Here is an 18,681-nt window from a genome sequence, read left to right as displayed (position 1 = left end):
TCTCTTCGTTTCAACTAATTCTAAGTAAACACAATCAAGGTTGTTAGCGGACGAGTCCAATAGCAACCTTGATCGTTATCGGCCAGCCAAAAAGGCGCGCCGTATGCAATTAAATTTGCGTGCGATGAACTAGATCGACCGTCTTAGCCGTCGTATCTTCTGGGAAGTAAACTTCGTACCACAAGATAAACGTGTAGATGGTGAAGATCTTTTGCATGCTGGATTTCCCGTTGATGTGTTCATGTAAGATTTCCATCAAGGCATCCGTGTTAAAGAATTTGTTGGCCACGTCGGAGTTAAACGCTTCGATGATCCGTGACTTGTAAGGTTCCGTCTTGATCCAAGTGGCGATTGGGGATGGGAAGCCCATCTTTTCCTTCTTGGCAACCCGTTCTGGCAATTCTGCTTCCGCAGCGGTCCGCAGAGAAACCTTGGTTTCATCCGTGTGAATCCGCGTCTTAACCGGCATCGTTGCGGCAAACTTGGCCACTTCTTTATCAACCAATGGCGTCCGCACTTCGAGTGAATTAGCCATGCTCATCCGGTCAGCCTTATGCAAAATGTCGTAAGGTAACCAGGTGTTAATATCAAAGTACTGCATCTGGGTCATTTCGTCCAAGCCCTTGACGTCATCGAAGAAGTGCTTGGTGTAAGCACCAGCATCTTGATTCAGGCTAGGATTCTTCAAAATCTTGTTCCGATCATGGTAATCGAACACGTAGTTGACCCGGTAGTAGCGTTCACTCAGCGGCTGGGCACCACGAACCAAGAAACGGCGACCGTGGAACCGTGGGAACTTTTCAGCGATGCCGCCCAGCATCTTTCGAATACCTTGAGGCACCCATTTCTGATAACGTTCGAACGGAATAGCTTCCAAGTAAGTGTTGTAACCACCGAAGAACTCATCGGCCCCTTCACCGGACAGCGCGACCTTAACGGATTCACGCGTCCCCTTGGACAGGTAGTACAACTGCATCGCAGATGGGTTAGACAACGGTTCGTCCATGTAGTACATGATGGTTGGTAAAATGTCAAAGTAATCGTCACCCGTCATGTACAGTGGCGTGTTCTTTTGCTTGATTTCCTTGGCAAATTCCGTTGACCAGCTCAACTCACTGTACTTAGAATTCTTGAACCCTAAGGAGAAGGACTGAATTGGCTTTAATTTTGACGCTTCGTTCAAGACGTAGGAAGAGTCAATCCCACTGGACAGGAAACTTCCGACTTCAACGTCAGCGATCATATGCGTCTTCACGGATTCATCGACGATTCCCCGAATCTTCTTGGCATCCTCTTCAACCGTTTGACTGTTGTCAATGTGGTCATAATTAAATTTGTAGTAACGATGGGTTTCCGTCTCGCCGTTGGCATGGTGAATGAAGTATTGACCAGGCAACACTTTGTAGACGTTCTTGAACATCGTTTCCCGTGATGGGATGAATTCAAAACTCAGATGGATTGGCAACAAGGCTTCGTTGAATTCCTTCTTGAAATTCGGGTGTTCCAGGAACGCCTTGATTTCAGAAGCCCACAAGAAGGTCTCGCCATCATCGTAGTAGTACATTGGCTTGATACCAAAGTGGTCCCGGGCACCAAAGACTTCGTTCTTCATCTTGTCGTAAATGGCGAAGGCGTACATGCCGCGGAGCCGGTCCAATAATTTAGGACCCCAAGCATCGTACCCGTGAATCAAGACTTCTGAGTCCACGTCCGTTTGGAATTCATAGCCCATCTTTTGCAGGTCAGCCCGAATTTCTTGATAGTTATAAATTTCACCATTAAAGGTCAGAACCTTGGTTTGATCCCGGTTATACATGGGTTGCTTACCATGGGCTAAGTCAATGATTGACAGCCGGCGGAACCCCATCACGGCTTGTTCGTCGTGGAAGTAGGCCTCGTCATCTGGCCCCCGGTGCTTAATCCGATCTGCCATACTGTTGATGGTATTAGTCGGAACATCTTTTTGATTCACATAGCCAACGAATCCACACATGTGCGTATCCCCTTTTTCTGTTTTTTCTTAAGCCTAATTAAAAATTTAAATGAAACACAACACCCATTATTTTAGCAAATTTAATTGGGGAATACCATAATATTAAGGATTCTTAATGGATAGCTAACGCAAAACTCAGACGGGAGCCACCGCCGCTAGCGATGACGCGTCTAAAACCTTGATTTGACGGCGCCCAATTGTTTCAACAATACCATCCTTTACCAGCTGCCGTAGCTTCCTGCTGAGGGATTCTGGTGTCATTCCCAAATAGGCGGCCAAGTCTTGCTTACTCATCGGTAAATCGATTGTACCAGCACGATGCCCACTCACCTCTTGTAAGTAGCCCGCTAGCCGGGGCAGTGCATCCGGGATCGCCAGTAACGTTGCCTGCCGCTCCGCCGTCTTTAAGCGATCGGCCAGCGCACCCAGCAGCGCCATCGACAACGGTGGCATTTCTTTAATCAGAGCCGTTAAGGCCGCCCGCGAAATGGTACAGAGCTCACTATCCTTCGTCGCCTCAGCGTAGGACGTGTGAATTTCATCAGTGAACAGCGCAATCTCACCAATAAAGTCCCCCGGATTCAGCACCCGCAAGACTTGTTCCCGACCATCTTCAGTCAAATGGTACAGGCGAACTTGGCCGACGTTGACGATGTACAGCGTCTGGGAAACTTCGCCCGTGCTGAAGACAGCGCCACCCTTTTTCGCCAGCACGGGTCGGGTGACTTGGGCCACCGACGTCAGTTGATCCGCGGCCAACCGCTGGAAGATTGGTACTTGTGAGACACATTCCAGTTCCTGCTCGATTGATTCATGCTGATGCGTGTGTGCCATTTCGGCATCTCCTTTTATTTTCTGTTTCAGTGCTGTCAAATAGTAATGTCTTGATGCTAAGATAGTTGAAACCCGCCACCTGCGGCTGCCAAAGATTCCAGCTGCTATGGGGACCGCCTGCGGCCTGAGGGACGGTCCTCCGGCTCGGTTTGAAGCCTGACAAAATTCATCAGTCTCCAAACACGTCCCACGCTGTAAGCTGGTTCCCAGCTAACACCGTTGTCACAGCTGCCTCCATCTCTGTCCTCCTCCGGTTAAGACTGGGTCTTACCAGTCATGCCGGCAGAATTCACTGTTGTGCTGGCTTTTAATGACTAGTCGCTGACCCACTCAATGTAGATATGAGTGAGTTAGAGTTAGCCTCGGCCGTGGAATCTTCCAAATGTTGCCGCTACTATTATCCCTATCAATGTTCAAGCCAAGCATACATCCCTATTCTATCAAATTGTACCTGCTTACCGGTAAATGACGCTCAGGAACCAGCTGTATTCTCAACGAATGCCACCCTTAAAAACCGCTCTCCACTCCGCAAATTTGCCAATGAAATGAAAGCGATATCAATCCGGTTTATCCCGTCCCTCACGTGTGCTATAGTGATTGTAGGAACGGATATCTTTGAAGGAGGAGTTTTCTATGAACCGTCATACACATCAAGCCTGCACCTCATTTTTAGCTGGTAAATCGGCCATGATCGATGGCAGCACCCTCATCGCCCGGAATGAAGACAACTTTGTCGCCATCTGGCCGAAACACGCCATCGTGCATCCCGCCAACGAGGACCGCGACTTAGCCTTTGTTTCCAAGGGAAATCAGTTTGCCACCACGCTTCCAGAGAAAGCATACCACTACACAGCGGTGCCCGACACTGACCCTAGCGAAGGCTACTTTGAAGAAAGTGGTATCAACGAAAAGAACGTGGCCATGAGTGCCACTGAAAGCGCCTATACCAATAGCCGGGTGCTGGGAATCGATCCGCTGGTTGACGATGGGATTGCTGAAGACGCCATGCTTACGGTGGTCTTGCCTTACATCGACTCAGCTCAAGCCGGTATTCAACGACTGGGCCAACTGGTCACCACAAACGGTGCAGCCGAAAGCAACGGCGTGTTGTTCAGTGACGCCGATGAGGTCTGGTACATGGAAATCGTCAGTGGCCATCACTGGGTTGCCCAACGCATCCCCGATGATGCGTACGCTGTGGTTGCCAACCAACTGGCCATTGAAGACATCGATTTCGATGATAGCAACAATTATCTGGCCTCCGCAGGTATCCGTCAGTTCGTTCAAGAAAATCGCCTGAATCCGGACGGCAATCGGTTTAACTCACGCCACATCTTTGGCACGAAAACGATTGATGACGCCCATTACAACACACCCCGGGTCTGGTACGGTCATAAATTATTCACACCAAGTGCCTTTGAAGATCCGACCAGTCAAGAACTACCCTTCATTCAGCACGCCGAACAAAAAATCAGTGTGGCGGCCGTCGAAGAATTTCTGGGATCCCATTATCAGGAAACGCCTTACGATCCGCTCGGTACCGGTACCGAGACTGAAAAGCATCAGTTCAGAGCGGTCGGCCTCTCACGGACTCAGAATTCGCACATTCTCCAAATCCGCCGCAACGTTGCCCCTGCTCTGGCTGGCGTCGTTTGGCAATGCCTGGGCAACCCGGCATTCAGTCCTTACCTGCCATTCTACGCACAGGGCGACCAAGTTGGCGACCCGTACAGCGCCGCCAATCAAACCTATGACGGGCAAAACCCTTACTGGGCAAACAAGTTACTCAACGTCTTAAGTGAGGCCCACTACCATCAGAATCGTAAACTATTAGCTGCTTTTCAAACGCAAATGCAAGCGGCCGGCTACCAACGCCTACAACTTGGCGACCAACAAACAGCCACAACCGCCATCGACTTAGGGACCTTCAATGCCGAAACAGCTGCCGAACTGGCTCAAGCCATCCAGGTACAAACCGGTAAGCTGGTTCAAGCCAATGCGGATCTGTCAGAACTGACTTTTGCCATGGATGCCGGGTTGTAAATTGGTATCGTTTTCAAGACGAATGCGCTATAATGAAAGTAGCAGCTAGCCTCGAAAGGAATGATTAGATGGATGAAGTAGTCCTTTTCAACCCAGGAGATTCAATTGGTAATTTTCATGATTATCACGAAGCCGTGCAAACGGCCCAGATTTACCAAGAACGGCATGATGAGTCCGGTCATGTCTTGGTCGTCAAGAGCGAACACGGGGAGCCATCGTTCGATATCTTTTTGGCAGAACAACAGCTCACTGACAAGTCGGAACCTTCGACGACCGAGCGCTACACCGTTTCTAAGAAAATTTAAGTGAAAAATAAAACGCACCGCCTAATTTTATGGGCGATGCGTTTTTTGTGTTGATCTGACATGTTTAATTGGCAAAGAGGGTTAATTCATCGTGTAAGTAACGGCCCGTCACGCTCGCTGGGTTCTCGCTCACAGCCTGAGGTGTACCAGTTGCTACCAAGTGACCGCCGTCGATCCCGCCACCGGGACCCATGTCAATCACGTAATCCGCGTTGGCAATCAGGTCCAGATCATGCTCAATCGCAATCACGGTTGCCCCCTGCTGCAACAATTGATCGAAGACCTTCACTAGCTGCTGGATGTCCAAGGGATGCAGGCCAACTGTCGGTTCGTCAAAGATAAACAGCGTGCCGCTCTGCCGTTTCCCAATCCGGGAGACCAGCTTCAAGCGTTGCGCCTCCCCACCGGACAGGGCCGGCGTACTCTCGCCTAACAGTAAGTAGCCCAATCCCATATCGTGGAGCGTCTGCAACGTCTGTTCAATCCCACTTTCGTCCGCAAACACTGGTAACGCCTCGTCGACGGACAAAGCCAAAATGTCAGCGATGCTGTAATCGTGCCAGGTGACCGCTAACGTTTCCTGATTGTACCGCTGCCCGTGACACTGCGGGCAAAGCTCCGTGATATCGGGAAGGTACTGAACATCCAGTGAAATCTGACCAGTACCGCCACACGTTGGGCAGGCACCGGTCTTGACGTTATAGGAAAAACGACTATTGGTATAGCCCCGCTCTTTGGCTGCATCTGTCGCGGCAAAGAGCTTCCGCAACCGATCCAAAATGTCCGTGTAAGTGGCAACCGTCGAGCGCACATTTTTGCCCACGGGAACGGAATCCACCTTGACTATGTGGCGAATACCGGACCGGTCTAATTTGGTGACGTGTTTGGGTAGTGTCCGGTGCTCAACCTCGGCTTCAATGGCTGGAATCAGACTATCCAAAACCAACGTGGTCTTGCCAGCACCACTCATCCCCGTCACCGTCGTCAAGCGGTTCTTCGGGAATTTAACCGCGACATCTTCAATGTTGAAGCGGTGCTGAACCTCGATGGCCACCTGCCCCTTCTGCCAAAGGTCGTGGTCGTCCAGTTGTGGTCGTTCCCTGAGCTGGGCGGTCCCGTTCAGAAATGGTGCGATGAGTGAGTGCTGACTGTGAGCCACTTGGTCCACGGTCCCCTGATCCACCACGGTGCCACCATTCTTGCCGGCCCCCGGACCAATCTCAATCACGTAATCGGCCGCGCCAATAATCCGGGTGTCATGATCCACCACCACGACCGAATTGCCTTGAGTTACTAACTCCCGAAAGGCCTTGATCAGTCCGGTAACGTTCGCCGGATGCAGCCCAACTGACGGCTCATCCAGGACGTAAAGGACCCCGGTAGTTGCACTCCGTAAGGTCCGTCCCAGCTGGATTCGCTGGAGTTCCCCGGTAGACAAGGTCGCCCCCGGTCGGCTCAACGTTAGGTAATCTAATCCCAGATCCACCATTGGTTGTAGGCTCAACAACAGCTCATCGACCAGATTTTGCCCCAGTTGGTGCATCTTCGCGGGAAGACTCGCCACGATGGTTCCCGCAAACGTCCGCAACTCATTCACGGGTAAATCACACACTTCGGCAATGTTTTTGCCATTTAATAATTGCTTCAACAGCGCTGGATTCAACCGGGTGCCGTGACAGGTGGGACACGTATCGAAGGTGTAAAATTTATTCAATTTTGTAATCGTCCGCTCGTTTTTCGAGGTGGCCATGCTATCCTCAACAGCCGCAAACGCACTCTCGTACACCGCCTTGTCCATGTGGAAAATTTTTCCTTTACTGCTAGGAATATCAATCGCAACGTACTGCTTTTTCCCGTGGAGCACGCGCTGCTTATCAGCGTCGCTCAGGTCCTTGTACGGCACATCAATTGGGATGCCAATCGCATTCGCCACGGTCGGCATGAAGTTACGGCCAGGTAAGTGCCAAGAGGCAACCGCCCCTTCAGCCAGTGTCTGATCCTCATTGCCGATGATGAGTGAGGCGTCCAGTTGCCGAACTTCCCCAAGGCCGCCACAGGTTGCGCAGGCCCCGTTTGAGTTAAACGCGAAATCCTCGGCACCGGGCGCCCGGAACATCACGCCACAAGTTGGGCAGGTCACATAGCCATCATTTTCGGCCACATCTAAGGTTGGTGGAACCTGATGACCATTGGGACAGACCGGCGCACCTAACCGGGAAAAGACCAGTCGTAAAATGTTGAGGCTCTCCGACATCGTGCCCACAGTTGAGCGAACCCCGGGTACCTGTGGCCGTTGGCGTAGTGCCAAAGCGGAAGGCAGGTACGCAACGGAGTCCACCGCCGCCTTCCCCATTTGGTTGATCCGTCGGCGGGTAAAGGTCGACAGCGCATTCAAATAACGCCGCGCCCCCTCAGCGTAGAGCACGCCCATCGCTAACGATGACTTACCCGACCCACTCCGGCCAGTGATGGCAACGAATTGGTTTAAAGGAATATCGACATCCAAATCCTTTAAGTTGTTGACCTTAGCCCCGCGAACTTGGATTTTAGTTGGTAAATTACTTGGCATTGGAAACTCCTCTCCAAAAACATTTTGTACCTTTACTATACCATTTTCCGCTGTAATCATGGTTTTTGAACCCCTTGGGCTCCTGAAATACTGCCGCAAAAAAAAGGCCCGAGCATTGTCTCCGAGCCTGACCGTTTATTTATGATGCCTGTTTACAAATCATGGAGAATATCCGGATTCACATCTTTGGCAATCCGAGCGTACAGGCTCTTCGCCACCGCTTCCGTTGGACTGATTATGAAAATTGTATCGTGACCAGCCAGTGTCCCCGTAATTTCCGGCAAGTTCAAATCGTCAAAAATAGCGGCCAGGAGGTTCCCGTTGCTGGGCTGCGTCTTCAGCACGTTGATAAACTCCACGCGAGTCAACCCAATCACCACTTCGCTGATTGTTTCTCGTAAATGTTCCTCTTCAGTCCGATTGCCCGCTTTAAAAATCGTGTAGCGCAAATGGCCGTGACCGTCTTGGGCTTTGACAATCTGCATTTCCCGAATATCCCGCGAAATGGTCGTCTGGGTCGCTTGAATCCCGACGGCTTCCAGATGGGTCATCAACTCTTCTTGCGTGCCGATTGGATACTGATTAATGAGCCGTTCAATGTGTGCCTGCCGCATACTCTTTTTCAATGTAACCGCCCCCACTGTATAAACAGAGATATAATTTGCATAATATTGTATGAATTTCCGATTTAATTGCATAATGAACAGTCATATTGTAGCAAAAAAAGGGGACAAACGCAAAATAATCTGCGGGCGCAAGCCACGTTTTATTTATTAACATTTTTTTGGAAATATAGTAGTAGAAAAATAAAGATAATTTTTCCTAAAATGCCAAAAATCGCTGGCACATCAGGGTAAAAACGGTATACTTAGAGTTGTAGTTTATTCATACAAGGAGGCATTAATGATGTCGCAAAAATTCATTGTGGACGAGTCGTTTTGGGAAATTTTTCCGGACGTGAAAATTGCATTTTTAACCGCTCATGACGTCAAAAATCAAGATAATGGTCAAGTTCCCGCGGACCTTTTAACCACGGCTAACCAAGTAGCGGCCACGCGTTGGGTTCCCAACGATCCTATCAGTAAGAATACGGTCATCCAAGACTGGCGCGAAGCCTTTCAACAATTTAAGACAAAGAAAGGTGCCCGCTGTGCCGTCGAAAACCTGCTCAAGCGCGCGAAGAATGGCAAGGGCGTTGGTAACATTAACCCCGTCGTGGACATTTACAATTCCGTCTCCCTCGAATGGGCCTTCCCGGTCGCTGCCGAGGACATGGATCAGGTCGAAGGCGATATTCATTTAACCGTCGCTCAGGGCGGCGAACCCTTCCGGCCAATTGGCGAGGATGAGGTCGAAGAAGCCCTCCCCGGTGAGGTCATTTATCAGGACGCCCACGATGTCGTTTCCCGTTGCTGGGCTTGGCGTGATAGCTCGCGGGTGGAAGCCACTGAAGAGACGAAAAATCTGCTATTTTACATGGAAAACGTTAATCCAGAGCGGCAGGCTGATCACTTGGCAGCAACCCAAGCGCTCCAACAACGGCTAAAGGACTACCTGGGTCTGGAAACGACCTACACCTTAGTCACCAAGGACCATCCTGTCGTCACGTTTAAAAACTAGTGTCATTCACAGCTGTGCGGCCAAACGCCGGTCGTCTGCTGATATCCCTTTTTGAAACCGCTTCATATTCCCCCACAAGCGCTTGGCCCTAATTTCCGCCAAGCCGAAAGGATCGTTATTCTCATGAAAATGTTAACGCCATCAGACCCAGAGCCCCCCGCTAGGCCGACACAAGGGCTTAGCCTCGTCGCCTTAATCTCAACCGTAATTACCTCTTCGATTGGCGGTGGCATTTTTGCTTTAACCTCTGACCTAGCCATTGCCGCCTCTCCCGGCGCAGCGTTGGTCGCCTGGGGGATTGTTGGCTTGGGGACGCTGATGCTGGCGCTCTCCCTCAACAATCTCGTCACCAAGCGGCCGGACCTTGAAGGGATCTTCTCCTACGCCGAGGAGGGTTTTGGCAAATACACCGGCTTTGTCAGTGGCTGGGGCTACTGGATTTCTGCATGGATGGGTAACGTTGCTTTCGCGACAGTCATGATGAACGCCGTGGGTTATTTTATTCCCCTGTTCAACGGGACCAATAAGATTCCCTCCGTCATCGTCACCAGTATTATCCTCTGGCTGCTCACCCTACTGGTTAACCACGGTATCGAGAGCGCTGCCATCATCAACTCCATGATTACCATCTGCAAATTAATTCCCCTCTTCGTCTTCATTGTGATTGCCATTATTTTATTTAAGGGCCAAGTATTTACCGCTGATTTCTGGGGCAACGTTCAGTCAAATCTTCAGGGCTCCCTGGCCCCCACCACGGTCGCTTCCCAAATCAAACGGTGTTTTATCATTATGATGTGGGTCTTTGTCGGAATTGAAGGGGCCACCATGCTCTCTTCTCGGGCACAGAAAAAGTCCGACGCCGGCAAGGCCACGTTGATTGGTCTCTGTGGCTTACTAATCATTTACGTGCTCGCGTCCGTTCTCCCATACGGCTACCTCGACCGGCAAACGCTGGCGACCATGAAGCAACCGGCCATGGTTTACATTTTTAGGGAGATGGTTGGCTCATGGGGTGGCGCGCTGATTAGCATTGGCCTGATCATTTCCACCTTGGGTTCCTGGTTATCTTGGACCATGCTCCCGGCAGAAACGATTCGGCTCATGTCCAAGCAGGAACTCCTACCAAAAATATTTAGTCGGAAAAATAAAAATGGGACCGCCACCATCTCATTGGTGACTAGTAGTGCCCTGATTCAATTTTTCCTCTTCACCTTAATCTTTACGGATCGGGCCTATCAGATTGCCTATTCCATGTGTACCGCGGCCATCACCATTTGTTACATCTTGGTTGCCGCCTACCAGATGAAATATTCCTGGCACCACTTGCAGGAAAAAGGTAATCACCTCCAGCTTTGGATTGGCGCCGGCGCCCTCCTCTTTGAAACGGTTGCCATTTATTTCTCCGGCATTCAATATTTGATTTTCTGTTCAATCGCCTACATCCCCGGTAGCGTTCTCTATCTGATGGCGTGCAGACAACGGACGGAAGGCAAAAATTTGTCCTACAAGGAATGGACGGGGATGGCCATCATCCTCGGCTGTGCCGTGCTCGCCCTGATTGGTCTCTTCACCGGCAAGCTCAGCATTTAACTTGTCAGCTGAAACGGCAACGAAAAAGAGTCGGTGATAACACCATCTGTGCTTATGCCACAGGTGATCGTTATCGCCGACCCTTTTAATTTTGGTTAAAAAACGTCTAGAAGGCCCAGCTAAAACAGATTTACACCACAAAGTCAGTTAAAAATTGCCACCTGCGGCTGCCAGAGATTCCGGCTGCTATGGGGACCGCCTGCGGACTGAGGTGCGGTCCTCCGGCTCGGTTTGAAGCCTGTCCAAAACCGACAGTCTCCAAACGCGTCCCACGCTGTAAGCTGGTTCCCAGCTAACAGCGTTGTCACAGCTACCTGCATCTCTGGCCTCCTACGGTTACGATTAGTTTTATACCACCACGTTGATGCGACCATCGTTGGACTGTCAGATCTTATCCGCAATAATTGCTCACCATCCATGTAGGCGCGAGTGAACCAAATTTAGGCTCAGCCGTGGGATTTTCCACGTGGTCTCCATGGAAAATGGCGACTTTGAAACGCGGGTTGGCGGTTCAAAGCGAGCTTAAAGACCGCTTCTCAGGCTTTCAGCGTCCTGCCCACAGCGTTCCAGCCTAAATTTGTCGAACGGTAAGCCGGAAACATTACCACTATTTCGCAACTAGATTTGTTGATCCAGCAAAGTGAAATACTTGCGCTCGTACTTAATCTGATGACTGGCTACCAGCTTCTGAACCACTTGGCTCGCTGTCTCCCGGGTGGTTCCGGAAAGCTGCGACAGCTCAATTAGCGTAATCGGGTACGGAATTAAGCGTGTGCCGTCATCCCCTGGCTTGCCCAGAGTTTGGCCCAGAATCTTCAAGCCATTTTGCACGCGACTACTGGCACTGGAATTTACCATCAGTTGGAGCTGGTTCTCGTTTTCATTAATAATCTGACCCATCTCAAGAATCACGTTACGCATCATCTTTTTGTTCTGTAGCAAGAGATTCTCAAAATCAGCCATCGGCAACGAAATCACCTCAATCGCCGTCATGCCCGTAACTGAGTAGGAATATTCCCGGTCGTGGAACATCCCCCGATACGGAAAGGCTTTCATCTCACTGATAAATTCATAAAAAAATTCATTGCCTGACTCGTCGGTTCGTTCAGTCTTTAACAATCCCTTGGCCAAAAAATAGAAGTGCGACCGCAGATCAGCCTGATCAAACAGCAACTGCCCCTTGGGATAGCTACGAACCTGCATCTTATCTTGAATAATTTTGAATTCAGCATCCGTAAAATCTTTAAACTCAGGATTCATTTTCAACAACCGTAAGTAGCGCGGATATTCATTCTTTCGTATGATCAAAATAATCCTCCCAAACTCGTTATGACTTATTTCATCATAACCTAATTTGAGAGGATTATCAGCAGGTTTCTTGAAAAAAGTTACCCGCGCAATCTTTGGCGTGCTCTAACTACTTGGAAATGATGGTTCCTTGGCCATTTTCGAGAAATTCGCCAATATTTTCCAAAGAAGTGACCACGGCTTGTCCATGACTACTGTTCTTAACGAAATCAACTGCCGCTTGGACCTTAGGTAACATGCTTCCTTTGGCAAATTGGTTGTCTTTTTCGTAGTCTTCCAATTCCTTGATGCTGACGTGCTCCAACTTCTTTTGGTCTGGCTTGTTGAAGTTCACGTAAATGTTGTCAACCGCCGTCAAAATGATCAGCAGGTCAGCGTGAACCAGTTCAGCCAACTTTTCAGAAGCGAAGTCCTTGTCGATTACGGCTTCCCGGCCAACTAGCCGGTTGCCTTCACGGACAACGGGAACGCCACCGCCACCAACGGAGATTGGAATCACGCCGGCACCAACTAAGGTGTCAACCACGCGGTATTCATTTACGCCAATTGGCTTTGGTGATGGCACAACGCGCCGGTAACCACGGCCAGCATCCTCAACGTAAGTGTATTCTGGATGGTCGCTCTGGAGCTTTTCGGCTTCAGCTTGGTTGTAGAAAGGTCCGATTGGCTTGGTTGGTGAGGTGAAGGCGCCATCAGCTGGGTCAACTTCGACCTGGGTAACCACCGTGGCAACATCCTTGGCAATACCGGCTGCGGCCAGTTCCTCATCCAAGGCGTTTTGCATCCAGTAACCGATGCTTCCTTGGGTCATGGCAACGGCTGTATCCAGTGGCATGGCTGGGTTCTTTTCAGTACTCCCAGCAGCCTGTTGTAGTAACAGGTTCCCCACTTGCGGACCATTTCCGTGGGAGATGATCAAGTCGTCACCCTGTTCAACAAATTTCACCAGGTGCTTGGCAGTGGTTCTGAGCGCTGCTTGTTGGGCTTCGGATGAAGCATCCTTTGATAAGATGGCGTTTCCGCCAAGGGCAACAACGATTTTACGTTTCGTCATAATATTCTCTCCTCATTCTATGCTTTAGTCTTTGTTCAGATAGTCCGCTAAAATTGCGAGACCCTTTTTCAACGTTTCAGTTGGTGCACAGTAACCTAACCGCGCATGACCAGGCACATCAAACGCTTCGCCGGGAACCAGCAGAACGCCCGTATCCCGTAGCAAGTTTTGACAGAATTCCAGACTCGACGTCTTGGTTTCCATCTTGATGAAGGACGTCGACACGCCATTCGGGAAGACACAGCTGACGTTAGGGGTTTTAGCAACCCAATCCTTGAAAATCTGCAGGTTATCCAGCACAATTTTCCGATTGCGTTTCAAAACTTTATCCCGGTTTTCCAGGACCAAGCAGGCTGCCTGATCACTGAAAACGCCAGCACAAATCATGGTGTAATCCCGATACTTGCGGAACGTCTCCGCCAATTCGGCATTGGTGGCCGTCCAGCCGACCCGAATGCCGGGCATGGAGTAGGTCTTGGACAATGAATTGGTGGAGATGCCCTTTTCGTACAGGTCCACGATTGGTGCAAAGTCAACGCTGTCGTCGAATGGCAGGTAAACCTCGTCGACCAGGACGTAGGCGCCAACCTCACGGGCAACCGCCACAACCTGTTCCATAAAGGAACGGTCCAGAATCGTCCCGGTTGGATTGTTGGCGTTGTTGATACAAATCATCTTCGTATCAGGCCGAATCAACCGTTTCAACTCTTCAATGTCTGGATACCAGTTTTCGCTTTCCTGCAGTTTCCAGAAGCTGACGTCGGCCCCTAAGGAACGGGGAATATCGTACAGCTGTTGGTAACTCGGGTAAACACTGATGACGTGGTCGCCCGGTTTAATCAGTGCGTACAAGGCTAACAGATTGGCGCCGGTAGCCCCGTTTGTTTGCAAAACGTTGTCCGGATCAACATGGTCGTACAGTCGACTAACACCCTGTTTAAAGGTTGGTGAGCCTTCAATCCAACCGTAATTCATTTTCTGTTGGTCCAACGTGTCGTACGTGTCTGACTGGGTCAGCTTAACCAGCTCATTCATTGAAAATGACGTGATTGTGCTCTGCGCCAAATCATACTTGGCTTCGCGCTCGTGAACGTTCAGCCACTCTTCAACACCGAATCCATCAATATCCATTGTCGCTGCCTCCTAGATCGTAATTAATCCCATCCCCACCAGAACAATGCCTGCGATTGCCAAGATGACAATCAACGTGGAGTAAATAATTTCTGACTTGGTCAAACGACCATCGTCAATGCCGTAGTCCTTCTTGGCCCGGTAGTAGAAGTAGATACCAGGTAAGTAACCGATACAGCAGAGTAAGAGGTAATGCAGACCGGCCAAAGTAATGGCAATGACTTGGAAAGCTAAGGCAAAGATCCCGATCCAAAGTTGCTTGGTGTCCTTGTTCTTAGCAGAGAATTTAACTTGGTACATCCCAACGAAAATGTAGCAAACAACAATAGCTGCGGTACAGAGTGATAAGGCGAAGTTATAAGCTTCTTGTGAGAATAAGAGAACTAACAGGAAGACTTGAATCAATGAAGCGGTCAGAATCAATGAGAAGGTTGGTGCACCATTCTTGTTTTTCTTCCCAAAGTAAGCTGGCAGCAATTTTTCTTCGGCCATCAGCATGGTCGTGTCGGCAGGCAACATCGTCCAGGATAACCATGATCCTAAGATGGCAATAATCAGGCCAACACTGATGAAGGCCCCACCCCAAGTCCCAACCATGTCTTGGAAAATGTAGAGCATGGCAGGTTGGTTAATTTTAGCCAATTCATTTTGCGTTAAGTAACCGTATGGTAAGACGGAAGCTAAGACGTAGATAACCAGTAAGGAAACAATCCCGATAATGGTTGCCCGGCCGGCATCGTTTTTACTCTTGGCCCGTGAGGAAAGCATACTTGCCCCTTCAACCCCAACGAAGACCCACATCATGATCATTAAGCAAGACTTGAATTGCGTCCCCAGACCAGTCCCACCGGCAACACCGGAAGCGACGTTGGTCCAGAAGTGAGCGGTAAACATCCCACCCTTGAAGACGAAGATAGCAACGATAATAAAAGCAAATAACGGAATCAACTTGCAAATCGTGATGATGGTGTTCATGGCAGCCGCAGATTCAACCCCGCGGTTAACGATGAAGGTCAGCGTCCAGGAAACAACACTGGCAAGAATTACGGAAGGCACGTTTTGCCCACCCTCAAACAGTGGGAAGAAGTACCCGAGGGAACTCATTAAAACGGTAGCAAAGGCCACGTTCCCCAGCCAAGCACTCAGCCAGTATCCCCAGCCACTCACGAACCCGGCGAAGTTACCAAAGCCAGCTTGCGCATAGGCATGGATCCCTTCGGCTTCTGGATTCTTCAGTAACAAGTTATTTAATGACAGCGCTAGCATTAAAATCCCAAAACCAACCACTAGCCAGGCTAGCAGTACGGGACCAGGTGCAGCCCCGCCGGCCAGAGAACTGGTTAAGGTGAAGACCCCGGAACCAATCGAACTCGTGACAACGGCGGCAGTTAAGGCGCCTAATGATAAACCTTTTTTCTCATCCATATTTTCACTCTTTTCGTTAAGTTTGCAATAAAAAACGGACTAATCGCTCTGATTAGCCCGTCTTTAGTCACTCGTTAAGCTTTAGGAATAAACAAGTTACCTAAAGTTGCGGCCATCATCGCTTTGATGGAGTGCATCCGGTTTTCAGCTTCTTCAAATTGACGCCCATACTTACTCGTGAAGACTTCTTCAGTAACTTCCATTTCAGTAATGCCGTACTTCTTCTCAACATCTTGGCCATATTGCGTGTCCGTGTTGTGGAATGCAGGTAGGCAGTGCAGGAAGATGAGTTGGTCATCTGGGGTGCCAGTCTTCTTCAAAGCAGCCATGTTAACTTGGTATGGCTTCAGTAAGTTAACGCGTTCTTCCCAGTTGCTTTCGCCCATGGAAACCCAAACGTCGGTGTAAACCACGTTAGAACCAGCTAAACCTTCGTCTAAGTCATCGGTAACCAACAGCTTGGCACCAGACTTCTTGGCAAACCCTTGTGCTAAGTCTTGAGTTTCCTTGGTTGGGAACAATTCCTTAGGTGCGACGATGTGAATGTTGACACCTAAGATTGCACCAGTAACCAGCAGAGAGTTGGCAACGTTGTTCCGGCCATCACCCATGAAGGTTAAGGTCAAGCCCTTTAAGGTACCAAAGTTTTCCTTAACGGTCATGAAGTCAGCCAACATTTGGGTTGGGTGCCATTCGTCAGTTAAACCGTTCCAAACTGGTACACCTGAGTCGCGGGCTAAGATTTCAGCATCCGTTTGCTTGAAGCCACGGAATTCGATCCCATCGAACATGCCACCTAAAACCTTGGCAGTGTCAGAAGTGGATTCCTTCTTGCCTAATTGAATGTCGTTTTGGCCAAGGTATTCTGGGTGAGCACCTAAGTCAATGGCAGCGGTCGTGAAGGCTGACCGAGTCCGAGTTGAGGACTTTTCAAAGAGTAAAGCAATGTTCTTGCCTTCAAGGTAGTGGTGAGGAACGCCGGCCTTTTTCAAAGCCTTCAAATGTAAACCGAAGTCGATCAAGTATTCCAGTTCAGCAGCCGTAAAGTCTTTTTCGGCTAAGACACTGCGACCCTGAAAAACGTTTTGCTTAAAATCTTTTTCCATAATTAGTCGTTCTCCTTTAAATTTAAACTAAAGCTTGTTTTATAAGTCTTCTCGAACTAATGGCATACTCATGCAACGAGGACCGCCACGGCCACGGGATAATTCACTTGAAAGGATGTCGATAACCTTCAAGCCATGCTTCCGCAGTAATTCGTTTGAGACGTAGTTCCGGTTGTAAGTGACAACCACACCTGGTGCGATAGCTAACGTGTTAGAGCCATCGTTCCATTGTTCACGACCAGCAATGATTGGATCGCCGTTACCAGTTGGAATCAAGTCAAGGTCGTCCAAACCTAAGTTGTCCTTCAAGACTTGCTTCAAATCAGTGCGGTGTTCAAGGTGTAAGTCTTCGGTCCCTTTACCTGGCGTAATCGTCCAAGTATCGATATGACCGCCTTCACCTAAGATACCTGGGTGAACCGTGAATTGATCCGTGTTGATCATCGTGAAGACCGTGTCCAAATGCATCATGGCATGGTTATGTGGAATCTTGATAGCAATGACAGTATCGAAATTGCTGTCTTTGAATAAGTTACGCGCAATATCTTCGATTGCATTTGCAGAAGTCCGTTGTGAAACTCCGATGGCCATCACGTGGTCGGACAGAACCAATTCGTCCCCACCTTCAATGCGGGTGTCATGGTTCCGGTCACGCCAAACGTTCAACCCCTTGTTAGCAAACCGGTGATGATACTTGATGATGGTTTCCATAAAGAGTGATTCGCGTTGACGAGCAGCAAATGTCATGTGGTTAATACTTAAACCATCCCCCATGGAAGCTGCTGGGTCGCGAGTGAAGTACAGGTTAGGCATTGGATCCATGAAGAATGGGTAATCTTCATCTTCAGCGGCACTAACTAAATCGTTAGGGACAAAGTCCAATTCGTTCTTGCGAACCCCACCCATGATCTTGTTGACCATGTCTTGGGTGCTAAGAGAAAGTAAGTATTCCTTCAAAGCATCGTGGATTGTGCCGGCCATGTAGCCGCTTTCAGTTAACATCTGTTGTAAGAAGTTCAATTTAACTTCTTCGCCACCGTCGTCTAAAGCTTCAGCGGATAAGGTTTCTAAGTAAAGCACCTCAGTGCCGTTTTGACGAAGTACATCGGCAAAGTTGTCATGTTCCTTTTGAGCAATTGGTAAGTAAGGAATATCATCGAACAGTAAGCGGGACATCATATCTGGTGTGAAGTTTTCTACTTCTACATCTGGACGTTTCAGCATTACCGTTTTCAGTTTACCGATTTCAGACATTACGTGGATTGGTTTAGTCATCATTGTTTCCTCCCATCACTTAAGTACATGACTGAGTATAGGCGAGAATTGAAAACGCTAACATTAAGCAATTGGCATTCAAAATGAGAAGGATTTCACATTTTAAGAGTGGAATGTATATTTGGCAACAAATATACATTATTTATACACTTATTCGCATAATAGTTACTAAAAATAGATTTTTTTACATAAAATTAATTTTCGATTTTCTTTCACACTTTTACAGGCTCTTTTTCTGAAAATGATTTCTGCTATGGTTCTCAGTTGTCGAAAAACCCAATATGGCGCATGTAATCAGCGGCATTTAACGCTTTCGCGGCGGATCTCATTCGTACCCGTTAGTAAGTTTAGGCTCGTAAATCCCCATTTTTATAAAATCAACATCCAATTACTGACTAATCACGTTAATCAATGACGAGTAAACACTT

At 49.0% G+C, this 18,681-nt stretch carries 14 protein-coding genes; 4 read left to right on the top strand and 10 right to left on the bottom strand.

The features are described 5' to 3' along the window. Window positions 1-109 precede the first annotated feature (109 nt). The gene (gene asnB, locus EKM99_RS05670; protein WP_125581735.1) at window positions 110-1,993 is read right to left on the bottom strand and encodes an asparagine synthase (glutamine-hydrolyzing); all 1,884 of its coding nucleotides are present in this window, start codon (window positions 1,991-1,993) and stop codon (window positions 110-112) included. Between the two features lie 135 nt (window positions 1,994-2,128). Further along, entirely contained in the window at window positions 2,129-2,827 is a 699-nt protein-coding gene (locus tag EKM99_RS05665; RefSeq protein WP_125581733.1) for a Crp/Fnr family transcriptional regulator, read from the bottom strand. A 633-nt stretch (window positions 2,828-3,460) separates the two neighbouring features. Between EKM99_RS05665 and EKM99_RS05660 the strand changes: the two genes are divergently transcribed. Further along, window positions 3,461-4,870, top strand: a complete 1,410-nt coding sequence (locus EKM99_RS05660) for a C69 family dipeptidase (protein ID WP_125581731.1) — start codon at window positions 3,461-3,463, stop codon at window positions 4,868-4,870. Between the two features lie 68 nt (window positions 4,871-4,938). Continuing rightward, a complete protein-coding gene (locus tag EKM99_RS05655) occupies window positions 4,939-5,175 on the top strand; it encodes a hypothetical protein (RefSeq protein ID WP_125581729.1) in 237 nt (78 codons plus the stop codon). A gap of 64 nt (window positions 5,176-5,239) precedes the next feature. On the opposite strand, the gene EKM99_RS05650 is transcribed toward EKM99_RS05655, so the two are convergent. Then, window positions 5,240-7,744, bottom strand: a complete 2,505-nt coding sequence (locus tag EKM99_RS05650; protein ID WP_125581727.1) for an excinuclease ABC subunit UvrA — start codon at window positions 7,742-7,744, stop codon at window positions 5,240-5,242. Window positions 7,745-7,896: 152 nt separating this feature from the next. After that, window positions 7,897-8,370 (bottom strand): arginine repressor, encoded by a 474-nt coding sequence (locus EKM99_RS05645; RefSeq protein ID WP_125581725.1) that lies wholly within the window; start codon window positions 8,368-8,370, stop codon window positions 7,897-7,899. Window positions 8,371-8,647: 277 nt separating this feature from the next. On the opposite strand from EKM99_RS05645, the gene EKM99_RS05640 reads away from it, so the two are divergent. Continuing rightward, entirely contained in the window at window positions 8,648-9,364 is a 717-nt protein-coding gene (locus EKM99_RS05640) for a B3/B4 domain-containing protein (RefSeq protein ID WP_225419797.1), read from the top strand. 129 nt (window positions 9,365-9,493) lie between these two features. Continuing rightward, complete coding sequence (gene arcD, locus EKM99_RS05635; RefSeq protein WP_125581879.1) at window positions 9,494-10,954, top strand: arginine-ornithine antiporter; 1,461 nt, start codon at window positions 9,494-9,496, stop codon at window positions 10,952-10,954. 618 nt (window positions 10,955-11,572) lie between these two features. Here arcD (EKM99_RS05635) and EKM99_RS05630 read toward each other — a convergent pair. The 6 genes from EKM99_RS05630 to arcA form a co-directional block, all read right to left on the bottom strand. Next, a complete protein-coding gene (locus EKM99_RS05630; protein ID WP_225419796.1) occupies window positions 11,573-12,262 on the bottom strand; it encodes a Crp/Fnr family transcriptional regulator in 690 nt (229 codons plus the stop codon). A gap of 109 nt (window positions 12,263-12,371) precedes the next feature. Beyond that, window positions 12,372-13,316 carry a carbamate kinase gene (arcC, locus tag EKM99_RS05625; RefSeq protein WP_125581723.1) on the bottom strand — a complete coding sequence of 315 codons (945 nt, stop codon included), beginning with the start codon at window positions 13,314-13,316 and terminating at the stop codon, window positions 12,372-12,374. 24 nt (window positions 13,317-13,340) lie between these two features. Next, window positions 13,341-14,447: an aminotransferase gene (locus tag EKM99_RS05620; protein ID WP_125581721.1), complete on the bottom strand. Its 1,107-nt coding sequence runs from the start codon at window positions 14,445-14,447 to the stop codon at window positions 13,341-13,343. Between the two features lie 12 nt (window positions 14,448-14,459). Further along, window positions 14,460-15,872 (bottom strand): arginine-ornithine antiporter, encoded by a 1,413-nt coding sequence (gene arcD, locus EKM99_RS05615; RefSeq protein ID WP_125581719.1) that lies wholly within the window; start codon window positions 15,870-15,872, stop codon window positions 14,460-14,462. A gap of 74 nt (window positions 15,873-15,946) precedes the next feature. Continuing rightward, window positions 15,947-16,978: an ornithine carbamoyltransferase gene (gene argF, locus EKM99_RS05610; RefSeq protein ID WP_125581717.1), complete on the bottom strand. Its 1,032-nt coding sequence runs from the start codon at window positions 16,976-16,978 to the stop codon at window positions 15,947-15,949. 39 nt (window positions 16,979-17,017) lie between these two features. Next, on the bottom strand, window positions 17,018-18,253 hold the full coding sequence (arcA, locus tag EKM99_RS05605; RefSeq protein ID WP_125581715.1) for an arginine deiminase: 1,236 nt from the start codon (window positions 18,251-18,253) through the stop codon (window positions 17,018-17,020). Window positions 18,254-18,681 lie beyond the last annotated feature (428 nt).

The sequence above is a fragment of the Levilactobacillus cerevisiae genome, from assembly GCF_003946245.1.
Lineage (GTDB): Bacteria > Bacillota > Bacilli > Lactobacillales > Lactobacillaceae > Levilactobacillus > Levilactobacillus cerevisiae.
The sequence above is the reverse complement of the archived record's forward strand: the minus strand, read 5'-3'. Positions and strand labels throughout refer to the sequence as shown.